Annotated in this window: 11 protein-coding genes; 3 read left to right on the forward strand and 8 right to left on the reverse strand. The window is 41.8% G+C overall.

The window, feature by feature from the left end:
• Nucleotides 1-186 precede the first annotated feature (186 nt).
• The 4 genes from G500_RS0102775 to G500_RS0102795 form a co-directional block, all read right to left on the reverse strand.
• A complete protein-coding gene (locus G500_RS0102775) occupies nucleotides 187-465 on the reverse strand; it encodes a DUF1294 domain-containing protein (protein WP_035756125.1) in 279 nt (92 codons plus the stop codon).
• 4 nt (nucleotides 466-469) lie between these two features.
• Entirely contained in the window at nucleotides 470-1,063 is a 594-nt protein-coding gene (locus tag G500_RS24755; RefSeq protein WP_051203234.1) for a hypothetical protein, read from the reverse strand.
• Nucleotides 1,064-1,189: 126 nt separating this feature from the next.
• A complete protein-coding gene (locus G500_RS0102790) occupies nucleotides 1,190-1,834 on the reverse strand; it encodes a DUF429 domain-containing protein (protein ID WP_154656987.1) in 645 nt (214 codons plus the stop codon).
• 11 nt (nucleotides 1,835-1,845) lie between these two features.
• Complete coding sequence (locus G500_RS0102795; protein ID WP_027001482.1) at nucleotides 1,846-2,331, reverse strand: RNA-binding protein; 486 nt, start codon at nucleotides 2,329-2,331, stop codon at nucleotides 1,846-1,848.
• Nucleotides 2,332-2,451: 120 nt separating this feature from the next.
• Between G500_RS0102795 and G500_RS0102800 the strand changes: the two genes are divergently transcribed.
• Complete coding sequence (locus G500_RS0102800) at nucleotides 2,452-5,913, forward strand: CHAT domain-containing protein (RefSeq protein WP_027001483.1); 3,462 nt, start codon at nucleotides 2,452-2,454, stop codon at nucleotides 5,911-5,913.
• A gap of 30 nt (nucleotides 5,914-5,943) precedes the next feature.
• On the opposite strand, the gene porX is transcribed toward G500_RS0102800, so the two are convergent.
• From porX to G500_RS0102815, 3 genes are all read right to left on the reverse strand, one after another.
• Nucleotides 5,944-7,515: a T9SS response regulator signal transducer PorX gene (gene porX, locus G500_RS0102805; RefSeq protein WP_027001484.1), complete on the reverse strand. Its 1,572-nt coding sequence runs from the start codon at nucleotides 7,513-7,515 to the stop codon at nucleotides 5,944-5,946.
• 116 nt (nucleotides 7,516-7,631) lie between these two features.
• Nucleotides 7,632-8,198 carry a hypothetical protein gene (locus G500_RS0102810; protein WP_027001485.1) on the reverse strand — a complete coding sequence of 189 codons (567 nt, stop codon included), beginning with the start codon at nucleotides 8,196-8,198 and terminating at the stop codon, nucleotides 7,632-7,634.
• Between the two features lie 64 nt (nucleotides 8,199-8,262).
• Entirely contained in the window at nucleotides 8,263-8,961 is a 699-nt protein-coding gene (locus G500_RS0102815) for a hypothetical protein (protein WP_027001486.1), read from the reverse strand.
• 452 nt (nucleotides 8,962-9,413) lie between these two features.
• Between G500_RS0102815 and G500_RS0102830 the strand changes: the two genes are divergently transcribed.
• The gene (locus G500_RS0102830; RefSeq protein ID WP_027001488.1) at nucleotides 9,414-10,529 is read left to right on the forward strand and encodes a glycosyltransferase family 4 protein; all 1,116 of its coding nucleotides are present in this window, start codon (nucleotides 9,414-9,416) and stop codon (nucleotides 10,527-10,529) included.
• 2 nt (nucleotides 10,530-10,531) lie between these two features.
• The gene (locus G500_RS0102835; protein ID WP_027001489.1) at nucleotides 10,532-11,680 is read left to right on the forward strand and encodes a glycosyltransferase family 4 protein; all 1,149 of its coding nucleotides are present in this window, start codon (nucleotides 10,532-10,534) and stop codon (nucleotides 11,678-11,680) included.
• Here G500_RS0102835 and G500_RS0102840 read toward each other — a convergent pair.
• Nucleotides 11,674-12,765, reverse strand: a complete 1,092-nt coding sequence (locus tag G500_RS0102840) for a glycosyltransferase family protein (RefSeq protein WP_027001490.1) — start codon at nucleotides 12,763-12,765, stop codon at nucleotides 11,674-11,676. The genes G500_RS0102835 and G500_RS0102840 overlap by 7 nt on opposite strands.
• Between the last annotated feature and the right edge of the window lie 5 nt (nucleotides 12,766-12,770).

Here is a 12,770-nt window from a genome sequence, read left to right on the forward strand (position 1 = left end):
GAATAGAAGTTAAAGATAAGTAATACTTGGCTAAGTTAGGGAAAAAAAAGCAAACAAACAACAGTTAGCAAGTATCGTATATTTTATGAAAAAATTACAAAATATACTTTCTACTCCTATAAGGATTTCGAAACCAAGATACTACAAAGGCTACAAATTTTGGGACAAGATTTGTTCATCAAAGTTTTATATTTTTGTATAAAGATAAAACAAAAAGGCTAACTGTAAAATTGCAAAAATGGGCGCAGTGAAGATAAACTTTGGCTTTTGCGTCTTGTGGCGAAAGAGATACATGCCTATCCAAAGCCCTAAGCCGCCGAAAAGAAAGCCCTGCAATAAGAGCCGTACCTCTGGTATGCGACGCGCCTTTTTTTGGGCATTTCGCTTGTCTAAATAGACCAAAGCAAGCACAACGCCATTTTGTATCGCAAAAAGTAGCAGGAGGATAGGAAAAGAAAGGGTCATGATTTTAGTGAAATAAATGGTATAAAAGGTCGTCAAAAGGGAGTGGCTTTTCGTAGTTTCTATCGGAAAAGCGATTGGCTAAGAGGCGAATAAAACTCGGCTTGTCGTTAATTTTGATATACTCTATCAAGATATTGCCGTAAAGTTGGTGCATTTTTTCGAAATTCCCTGAAAAAGTGGGTTTTAGATAGTGTTTTTCTGTCGTCTTGACGTAGGTTTTAAGGTCTTCTATGCGCCGCTGCGAGGTATAAAGTTGGTAGGGCAGATTTTGATTTTTTAGAAGCAAGATTTTTTCTTTTAGAAAATCAAAGAAATATTGAAACTCTGCTGCACTCAAATCTTGGTGATAGGTGAGGGCAAAGCCCTGTGCAGGAAGCGTATCGAAAAGATGCACTTCTATAAAAGTATTTGGCTCATTTTGCCTTTTGGTATGATATGCCAACTCTACTTCACTTTGTAGCCACTTCAAACGCTCACTTTTAGACCACGCCTCAAACGCTTCCTGCTCCTTTGCCGAGCGAAGCAAGGTTTCTTCTAAAATCGGAACGGCAGAGCGGTTTGGGAAAAGACGCGCCAAAAGGTTTTCTACGAAATTCATACAAAGATTAGAAAAAGGTTTGTTTCGAAACCAAGACAAAAGCGATAAGGTTTTACAAAAAAAGCCCGTTCCTTTGGCTTTCCAAAAAATAAATCCCTGAAAAGTTTTTTCTTTTTTTTTGCACTTTCAGACCCAAATAACGCCCTCTTGCGTGTCGCCATAAGCCTTTGCCTTGCCCCCAGCAAAGCGAAAAGCCGTAAGCAATGCCAAAAGCGCATCTATCTGATGCCAATTTTCCACCTGCTCCAAAAGTTTTGGCAAGGGCGAATGAGGGGGAAGAAAGCCAAAAGCGGTAACGATAGCCGCTAAGTTGGGCTTCAAAAAGTCCTTTTCCTTTTTGTAACTAACATCTGATAACGACAATTCCTTTGCCAAAGCCGCAGGGTAGCCCTCTATAACGGTACAGCCCTGCTCTTGCGCCCAATCTTTAAATTGTATTGCCCTTGCCGTCAGTCCGCCCAAAAAAAGGGCAGACATCGCACCCAAGATTTTATCGCCTTTCCTATAAAAATAGTCGCGTGTTGCGTCAGGTGCAAGGTTTCCGCTATAATAGGCAGGAAGCGAAAGTGGCGCATCAATGCAAAGGAGGGTTTCTTTTTTAGGAAGCTCGGAAAGCGTTTTTTCTAAAAAAAGGTCAGCATCTTGATTTTTAAGGCTCTGAAAAAGGCTTATTTTCGGCTCTGGATAGCCATTTTGAGCCATCTCTAAGCGTGCCAAAACGGTAGTTCCTGCTTTTTTAGCTCCAAAATCAATCCCGATAAGTTGCTGCATTTTTTTGTCAATTATTTTTGCCAATTATTAAAAATAATTTGTCCGATATTTTCGGGTTGAAAATATGCCATCTGTGCAAATTCCTCGTCTGCCAAATTTTGTAGGGAAAAAACGCTATCAGGGTGGTCGGCGTTGGGGCGCAAACGCAGGAAGTCGGCAGGCAGCACTTCAAAGAAACGCTCAAAAATCAGGGTCAGGTCTTCGCCTTCGGTGTAGGCTTGCTTGTGCAGTGGCAAATTGACGAAGGCTACAAGGGCAAAATCGCGATGGCAAAGCACGCCCATTTGTCGTTTGTCGCGCTCGAAGAGGGCAAAATGAAAGTTGAAGGGCGGCATTTGTTGGTAGAGTTCCAAAAGTTGCCAGCGCGAAACTAATAAGGCACTGCGCTCGAAATCCTGCCAAGTAGCCGAAACGATTGTGGTCGGATTTGGGCTTTTATTCGTACTTTTGCTTTCGCTGGGGGCAAAACCTGTGATGCCGCGCGGTAATTTTTTCATCTTCTTTGATTTTAAGGACAAAACTACAATTTTTAGCGGATAGTTTAGCTGCAAAGGTTTTTCTTTTTAGTTTTCTATTGTATTGAAAAATATCCTACTCCTTTCCAAGATATGACCATTATGTTTCCAAAATCTTTTCTTTTTTTGCTTTCTTTGCTTCTACTTTGTACTTTTTCACTTTCTTCTGTGAAGGCACAAAAGGCGGCGCAAGACGACATAGAGGCTGAAAAAGCCCTACATGCGCATTGGCAGGGCAGCCAAACGGAAATAGATTCGCTTGTAGGCTATTGGCAGTGGGCAGTCCAAACCGCGCAACTTTTGCCCCAAAGTGCCTTATGGGAAGCCAAAACAGAAGCACTCTTTCAAACCGATTCTATACTTGCACAGGCAAAAGAGCAGCGTGAGATTCGGAAAAAAATAGCCGAAATTGCATTTTGGGCAAACTTTACAGGACGCAGCCCAAAGATGACCGCCCAACTTGGCGAGGCAGAGAGCCAACGGTGGCTTTTTATTTGGGAACAACTCTATTATCAGCCCCAAACGGCACAGGATAGTTTGGCAGTTTGGCAGAATTACATAGAAAGCGAAATTGCACCGAAGGCACGCCCTTTTTTTAGAACAGTCTGGGCGTATGCGCAAAATGATTCCCTCGCCTTGAAAACTTTTGCCGCCCAACCTTTGGAAAGTGTAAAAATATGGAGTTGGTATCTCTACCTACGTCTTTGCCAACAAAAAGACAACCATTTTTTTAGTAAAAATACGGAAGAGATGGCTGCCTTCGAAGCCCAAAGCCAACGCATTTATTGTTATCATTCACGCATTTACGATTATTTTAATTCGCAATATTTCAACAAAAAAGACTTCAAAAAAGCCCAATACTACCTACAAAAAGGCTTAGAAGCGCGTCAGGCGTATCTCTATCAGGGTGCGCAGGCAGATGAGCTATTCGCTGCCAGTGCCATCAGCTTGGCTTCTTTTTCTTTGATGAATAAAAACAACAAAGAAGCACTTATTTTATTAAAACAAGCTGAAAAACATTGGAAAGAACTTGAAGCGCGAAAGTTAGTGGTAGAAAGTCGCCTCTATCCTGTTTGGGACAATTTCGGAACGGCTTATTTTCAGTTGCAAAGATACGAACAGGCTATTTTTTACTTCGAAAAGTGCTATCTTACAGAAAAAAAATCGCTCGATTTGATGCGAAAATTGGGACTTGCCTATCTATACCGCAAGCAAGAAAACAAAGCCCTCGATATGCTCACTCAATACACAGAGGCTGCCGAAAAAGAGAAAGGAAAAAAGGATTTGCTCACCGCAGAGGCTTATAGCGAAATGGCTCGCTTTTATCGCCACACAGGAAATAGCGAAAAAACCATAGAATGGACTTGGAAAGCCGAACAGATTTTAAACCAAAATCAGACACATAAAGACTATGCCAGCCGTGCAGCCGTCAATTATCAGATGGCGGGCAATGCACTTTTAGACCAAATGAAGCCCAAAGAGGCACTGCAATATTTTCACAAAGCCTTAGCCCTGAAAGAAAAACAAAATTCTAATAAAAAAAGTAGTTCTTTTATCAATTTAGCCATTGCGCACCGCCAAGCCGCTCAATACGATTCTGCCATCTGGTACTACCACCAAGCCCTTACTTTGGAACGCAACAATCCTACCGAATTAAGTAAGACCTATAACAATTTGGCACTTGCCCATCAGCATGCGGCACGCTACGATTCCGCCCTCCTCTATCTCGATTCGGCTCTATTTGCACACCAGCAAACTTCTCACAAACCCATTTCGGTTCTTATCAACCTATATAATAATTTTGGCGAACTTCATCTAATTTTAAAAAACTACCAAAAGGCACGCCAGTATTTGCTTTTGGCAGAAAAAATAAATTTGGAAAATGCCAATAAAGAAGACTTTTTTTATGAAAATAGGCTTATTCCTGCTTTTAGTATAGATTTGCTTATCACCACTTGGCGAAAGTTGGCTTATTTGCCCTACCTCGAAGAAGCCGCCCTTACCGATTTAGAACAGAGTTTGCAACGCTATTACGCCTTAGATAGCCTTTTGGAAACCGAACGCCGTTATGCAGAAAGACAGAGCGATAAGATTCGGCAGGTAAAGCAAGGGTATGAAATTTTACAAAATGCACTCCTTCTAAGCCTTACACTCTATCAAAAAAGCGAACAAGAAAAATACCTAAGCGATATTTTCTACTTTTTAGAAAGGCAGAAAGCCTTAGTTTTGTGGGAAAGTCTTTCGGAAGAAGACGCAAAAAAATCGTACCTTTCGCCTCAAATCTTACATCAGGAACAAGACCTCAAACAAGAAATCGCTTACCTAAAAAGTAGCCTAAGAAACTACCAAGCCGACGATACAGAAGGCATTGCCCTAAAACAAAAGTTGGTTGCCCTCAATCACGAGTACGACCGTTTTCGCAACACCCATTTGGCACAAAATCCCGCCTATCAAAACTACCTTCGCCAAGCCGAGCAGCGTTTGGAATGGCAACAAGTGGAAACGCTTTTAGGGCATCAGGAGGCTTTATTGAACTACGCACTTTTAGAAAATCAAGTTTTGGTGTTTGCTATAAAAAAAGGTAGCGTCAAAATTTTTACCACCCCCATAGACTCCACTTTTACCCTGCAAATCGAAACTTTCAATAAAATGTTGGCAAAGGGAGCGAATATAGACGATTATTGCTCACAGTCAAGCCTTTTATACAAGCACCTTTTCGCGCCTCTGACCGACTTTTTAAAAAATACACAACAAATTATCTTGATTAGTGAAGGCTATTTACAACAACTACCTTTTGAAAGCCTACTTCGTCCTGCCGCCGACTCAAAGGCAGAGCAGGAAACTATCACCTATGCACAGTTGCCCTACTTATTGTATGATTATGCTTTTAGTTATCATTATTCGGCTAAATTATGGCATAAAACACGCCTTGAATCATTCATCAATCAGCCCTTTGAAAACGCAAATTGGGTAGGCTTTGCACCCGTTTTCAAGGCAATGGAAGACGGTGAAAATCAGCGTGAGGCAATAGCGGCATTGCCCTTTACCGAAATTGAGGTAGCAGAAATTGGGAAAAAATTTAGAAAAACACAAATTTTCTTACATCAGCAGGCGAGCAAGGAAAATTTTATAGCCTTAGCGTCTAAGGCGAATATTTTACACGTCGCAACTCACAGCGAATCCTTCAAAAAAGACCCTGCACGCTCTTATCTACTCTTTTGGCAGGGCGAAAAACTCTACGCCGATGAGCTATTTAGCATGCAGATGCAGACCGAATTGCTGGTTTTGAGCAGTTGTCGTTCGGGCATGGGCGAGGTTGCCTTAGGCGAAGGCGTGCTTTCTCTGGCGCACTACTTTGTGCAGGCGGGCAATCGCAACCTACTCTACGCACTTTGGAACATCAGCGACCAACCAACGCAAATGCTGATGGTAGCCTTTTATAGGCATCTCGAAACAAGTAGCTCTTATGCAGAGGCACTTCAAAAAGCCAAAATAGAACTTTTGCAGCAGCAAAAAACGGTACTACCCAAATTTTGGGCAGGTTTTATTTTGGTAGGCAGGTAGCAGCAAGTCTTAGGACTAAAATCGCTACCTCTACTTTTTGGGTTCTAACTCTATAAAAGGAATAATCATTTCTTCCATCGAAACGCCCCCATGCTGAAAAGTATCCTTGTAATATTTTACGTAGTGATTGTAATTATTGGGGTAGGCAAAGAAATAATCTTCGGTTGCGAAGACGTAAGTAGAAGAAAGATTTTGTTTGGGCAGGAAAAAGTCGTCAGGATTTTTGGCTACAAAGACATTTTTGGGATTATAGTTCAAATTTTTCCCTTGTTTGTAACGCAAATTTGTATTTGTGTTTCTATCGCCAATAATCTTGTAAGGTCTTTGCGTGCGGATTGTACCATGGTCGGTGGTAATGATAAGCGAAGCCCCTTGTTCGGCAATCTTACGCAACATATCCCAAAGTGGCGAATGTAAAAACCAAGATTTGGTTACTGAGCGGTAGGCAGCCTCGTCGGGTGCAAGTTCGCGCACAAAGGCAGTGTCGGTACGCGCATGTGAGAGCATATCGACAAAATTATAGACCAAAACATTGAGTTTGTTTGCCAATAAGTGCGAAAACTTATCTACTAATTCTTTTCCTTGTTGGTTTTTTAAAATTTTATGATAACTACTCTTGATTTTTTCCAAGCCCAAGTCTTCCATTTGAAACTTTAAAAAGTCGGCTTCATACAAGTTTTTGCCGCCCTCTTCGTTGTCGTCTGTCCAATGGTCGGGGTAATATTCGGCAATGTCAGAAGGGAGCAGCCCTGCAAAGATGGCATTTCGCGCAAAAGCCGTAGTAGTCGGTAGGATAGAGCAATAAATTTTTTCCTCACTCACGTTGAAGTATTCGGTAAGGAGCGGCTCTAAAATCTTCCACTGGTCGTAGCGCAGGTTGTCAATCAGGATAAAAAAAAGTGGCTTTTCCTGTTTTTCGGAAAGACGTGGAAAGACCCATTTCTGCAAAAGTTGATGCGAAAGCAAGGGCGCGTCTTGCGGAGGTGCGTCCTCTTCGAGCCAATCTTGATAGTGTTGCTCGATGAATTTGGCAAAATTGACGTTGGCTTCGCTTTTTTGCGCCTCCAAGACGGTCTTCATGCTCTGATTTTCGGTATTTTCAATTTCCAATTCCCAAAAGGTGAGCTTTTTATAGATTTCTACCCAGCCTTCAAAGTCGAGGGTTTCAGAAAAGGCAAGGGAGATATTTCTAAAATCTTGCTGATAGCTTAGGTTTGTTTTTTCAGTTACTAAACGCTTTTTGTCTAATATTTTTTTGATGGAAAGCAAAATTTGATTCGGATTGACAGGTTTGATGAGATAATCCGAAATTTTAGCACCAATGGCATCTTCCATGATATGCTCCTCCTCACTTTTGGTTATCATCACGACAGGCAAGTTGGGGCGCAGCGTCTTGATTTCGGCTAAGGCTTCCAAGCCCGAAAGCCCCGGCATGTTTTCGTCTAAAAAGATAAGGTCGTAATAATTTTTTTCACACATTTCCACTGCCTCGTGTCCATTATTGACGGGCGTAACTTGATAGCCTTTTTTTTCTAAAAATAAGATATGGGGTTTGAGCAAATCTATTTCGTCGTCTGCCCAAAGAATGTGATAAGTCTGCATAGTCAAGAATGATAGCGGAAAAAGAGAAGAATAATTTTAAAACTGTGTTATTTAGAAACAAGAAACCTTCAAGGGTACATTTTCCCCTTGAAGGCTGCCGCGCTATCAGAAAAAGATTATTTCTGACGGGTCATGCGCGAATTAAATGTGCCGCGCTTTATGTCAAATTGTTGGGTTGTCGTAACGACACTGTCGCGCCCTGTCGAGTCGTCGCCGATACGAATGGTGTCGCTTACCGAGCTTTCAAAAGCAAATTCAAACGTGCCTTCTACAAAAAACTGCAAGGCAGTATCTAATTGCGCAACGGCTACGGTGCCATTGTCGCCGATTACGCCACCTGCATTGCCACTTGTGTAGTAGGCTTCTGCATTAGACCATGTGGAATCTAAAATTCCCACCGAAAAAGAGGAGATAGCAGGGTTTGGGATTCGCAAAACTACGCGCGTTTCCTCACCCAAAGCACGCGAAATGCCTACCACTTCTAAAAGAGTGCGTGTAGAATCGATGCGAACCCATCGCGCACTGACATCACGTGCCTGCCAATAGGCAGTATCGCCGATATAGCCTTCCATAAAGCCATAAACGGGCGCAGGGTTGTCGTCGCCTGTGTCAGGTTGGCAACTGGTAGTGATGCCTAAGGCAAGAAAGGCAAAAAATAAGACAAACGTCGGTAAATATTTCATAATTTTCTAAAATTACTTAGAGGGCTTTTGGATAGTTTCGAGCAGGAAAGAAAGGCAATAGGGCTTATCTGCCACCTCCCAAAGGGATACGCACACCTAAGTTTGCCTGCCAAAAGTGATGCACGTGTGGCTCATAAATGGTTACGTCTGAAACGTAGTCTTTGATGCGATAAGAGTACGAACCTTCGCCAAAAAGGTAGAAAGAACCTAAAAACACTTCTGCACCAATACCGCCATTGACGCTCACAAGCCAAAACTGCACATCTTGGAAATATTCAGGTTCGGGGAAAAGGTATTCGCCTTCGCGAAACGCGCCCTTCAAACGCCAATCTATGCGATACAAGCCGCCGCTTGCGCCTAATTTGGTGTAAAAGCCGCCGCGCTGGTTGTAAGCACCCAAGAGGTAGTAGCGAAAATCGCCGCCAAATTCGAAGCCGCTATTGCGCGTCGTGATGTAGTTGGCATAGGTAAATTCGCCTTCGCGCGTGCCTAAAAACGCAGCCCCATAGATAGAAGCCGCCAATTTGTAGCTCATACCTATTTCCAAACGCCCCTCCAAACCTGCCATAGAAGGAAAATCTGCTACTTCTTTGTAGGGAAAACGCGCCTCGCCACCAATAAACTTTTGGTAACGACCGCTAAGACTTAGACTAAGTTGCGCCTCTGCCTCTTGAAGATAGCCCCAGAAAAGAGCCGCAGCAAGGACAAAAACCAAACGCCCTGACCGCAAAAAGCGATTGCGAAAAAGCTGTGAGAAGGTCATATATTGTTGAATTTGTTTCGTTTTGAAAGGTTATGAAGACGGCAAAATGAAAGCGAGCCAAGCAGCCTCAAAACTTGCTTCGAGCCACTTACTCCAAGTTGCAAAGATACCGAAAAACGGGGATACCGAAAAGCAGGCAGATGACTCAAAAGCACGTGCCAGTGGCGAACCAAAGGCGAAAAAGAAAGTCGGCAATAAGGGCTGATTTGTAAAAACAAAGGCAATCCGTCCTATTTCAATCGTGCCAAGTCGTACTAAATTCTACAATCCATAACGCCCTAAGCTATGCTTTTATTGAATAAGCAGCCCCCTTTTTTTAAGTTTTTTTAGGCGCAAAGTCCCGCCTCTATCCTTTCGAGCCTTTTGGAAATGAGCCTTTTATCGCCTAATTTTGCACTTTCTTTCACAAAGGTAGGAAAAGCCTTTGAAAATACGCCAAACTCCCAATCTTTATGAAAATCGGATACGAGGCAAAGCGCGTCTTTCACAACAAAACGGGGTTGGGAAATTATAGTCGCGATTTGATACGAATTTTAAGCCACTACTACCCCCAAAATCAATACTTTCTCTACAATCCAAAGCCTGCCAAAGAAACTTTATTTCTTTCTAATGCCCAAAATGTGCAGGAAAAATTCCCAAAAACGCGCTTTTCTAAAACTTTTTACAACCTCTGGCGACAAAAAAATATCGTTTCCGACCTCAAAAAAGACCAAATCCAACTCTTTCATGGGCTTTCAGGCGAAATTCCACAAGGCTTGCGGCGTGCCAATATCCCCACCTGCGTAACCATTCACGACCTTATTTTTTTGCGCTACCCCCAATTTTACAAAAAAATAGATGTCAAAATTAGTGAGTATAAATTTAAAAAAGCGGCAAAAGAGAGCGACCTTGTCGTAGCAATTAGCGAACAGACGAAAAGCGATATTGTCGATTTCTTTCAAATCGAACCCGAAAAAATTAAAGTCGTCTATCAGGGCTGTCGCGCCGAATTTAAAGTGCAGGCGAGTCTGGATTTTAAACAAAAAGTAATTGAAAAATATCAAATTCCACAAAATTTTCTCCTTTATGTAGGTACGATAGAAGCGCGTAAAAATGCGTTTTCTATCCTCAAAGCCATTGCAGATACCGACCTAAATTTGGTGCTTTTGGGCGGCGAAACGCCATATACGGCTCAAATGAGAGCCTACATTGCGGAAAAAAACTTACATAAGCAAGTTTTTTTCTTAAAAAATGTAAGTTCGCCCGACTTAGCAGCACTCTATCAGCAAGCCCAAATGTTTATTTACCCTTCTTTTTTCGAAGGTTTCGGAATCCCCATTATCGAGGCTTTGTATGCCAAAACGCCTGTTATTACCTCACAAGGAGGCGTTTTCCCCGAAGCAGGTGGCGAGGATAGCTTTTACATAGACCCCTATCGTGTAGAGGATTTAAAGGCTAAGATTTTCTACATTTTAGAACACCCTACCGAAGTAAAAGCACGCACAGAACGCTCTTGGCAGTATGTTCAGCGTTTTAATGATGAAGTCATTGCACAAGAGATGCACAATCTTTATACCCAAATGATATAAATATGAAAATATTTCACCTCTCTACGCCCACTACTTGGCGTGGAGGCGAGCAGCAAATCGCCTATCTTAGCGTCGAGCTACAAAAGCAAGGTATCGCGCAATGTATTTTCACGCCCCAAGATTCGCCGCTCTATCTTTTTGCAAAAGAAAAAGGCATCGAAACCTGTATTTGGCAGAGTAAGAATAAAATCAAAAATGCACTTTTTTTGGCAGAAAAAACGAAAAAAGACTCCAAAATTATCCTACACTTACACGATTCTCATGCCCATACTATCGCTATTTTGGCAACTACCTTTTTTGGCAATCGCGCCAATATGGTATTGAGCAGGCGAGTAGATTTTTCTCTAAAAAGCAATTATTTTTCTTTGTATAAATACAATCATTTTCGCATCAAAAAAATACTCTGCGTTTCGCAAGCTATCCAAAAAGTAGTATTGCCTTTTATCAAAGACAAACAAAAAGTAGCAGTTGTGTATAGCGGCATAGACCTTTCCAAAATGGCATCAAGAAGCAATTTAGATACGACTATTGAGGATTTTGAGAGCGAAAAAAATATCAGAAAAAGTTTAAATCTTAGTCAAGATACTTTTCTTATAGGAAAAATTGCAGCCTTAGCCCCACACAAAGACCCACTTACTTTTCTGGAAACTGCAAAATTATTATTACAAAATGAAAAATTTTTAGCCTATACCAAAGGAAAAGTTAAATTTTTATTGGTAGGAAAACCTGACGGCGCGGAGTCAAAAATTGAGGACTGGCTTGCTCAAAATTCCGATTTGGCGAATTTCTTTGCGCTCACAGGGCATCGAAACGACATCGCAACGCTACTGCCACAGCTCGATTTGTTTCTTTTTACAAGCGAAACAGAAGGCTTGGGAACTTCCATTTTAGACGCTTTTGCTGCACGTGTGCCTGTGGTAGCCACTGCCGCTGGGGGGATTCCCGAATTGGTTTTGCACCGACAAACGGGCTTGCTTGCGCCCGTCAAAGACACGCAAAAGTTGGCGCAATATGTCCTCGAAATATTAGAAAATCCTACTCAAAAACAGAACCTTATCGAAAATGCTTGGTCGCATCTGCAAAATTTTACCAAAGAAAAAATGGCAAGCCAAACCTTAGCCTATTACCGTCAAATTGATGCAATTCAATAACTTTTAGACCGAAACAACTCATAGCCCTCCACAATCTTTTGCCCGATAGCAAGGGCAGGATAAGCCGCTACTACTTTTTGATAGCCAGCTTCCGCTATTTTTTCTCTAATCTCTTGATTTTTAAGCAGATAGTATATGTTTTCGGCAATAGATTCAGGCGTATTGAGGCAAGTTTGAAGCTCTCTGCCTGTTTCGAAAAGCTCCTGCATGGCAGGACTTTGTTTGGTAAGCGTACAAATTTTACACGCCAAATAATGATATACTTTATTAGGCACTACCAAATCAGCCTTCAAACTTTCACCAAAAATACCTAAGGCTAAATCCCACGATTGAATGTAGGTAGGCAGTTTTTCGTAGGCTACATTTCCTATCCAATCAAAATTTTGAAGTGCGTGTTTATCTAAAAAGTCTTTTAGTTTTTGATGCTCGAAGCCGTCCCCTATGATTTGGAAATGAATTTGGCGTTCCATTAAACGGTCTGCATATTGGGTTTGAAGCAGATGGGCTGCCTGTGCAATTTTTAAAACACCTTGTAAAGGTGCAAAACTGCCATAAAACCCTACTAAAAAAGGCTTTTTTTCAGTAGCATCAGAAACAGCCTGAACCTTTTTTGGGAAAAATATTTGGGTATCTACGCCAACAGGCACAACGCAAATTTTTTCAGGCGCAAGGCGAAAGGTCTTGATATAATAATTTTTGTGCGAAGGCGTGTCGGCTAAAACAAGGTCGGCTTTGTGCAGGGCAAAATAATCTTTGCCGTAGTTTTTGAGGGCGCGAGGCGAGTATCGCCAAACTTGGTTGTAGTCGAAGACCTTGCTTAGGTAGCGCGAAATGAGTGGGTCGAAAAGTAAGGGCTTCTTTCCAATGGCTTTTTTTACGAAGGCAACGTCGGCATGGGTAAAAGAAGGCAGATAAACAAAATCATTTTCTTGGGCTATTTTATGAATTTGTGTGGCAAGCGTTGTACTCTTTTTGGCATAAGGGAAAAACGTGAGCGCAGCCCCTACTTGTTTTAGACCTTCAAAGACGACCAAATCGCGATTGTAGTCTTTTTGGTAGTTTCCTGTAATTAAAATTTTATACATCTTTG

The organism is Hugenholtzia roseola DSM 9546 (assembly GCF_000422585.1).
Taxonomy (GTDB): domain Bacteria; phylum Bacteroidota; class Bacteroidia; order Cytophagales; family Bernardetiaceae; genus Hugenholtzia; species Hugenholtzia roseola.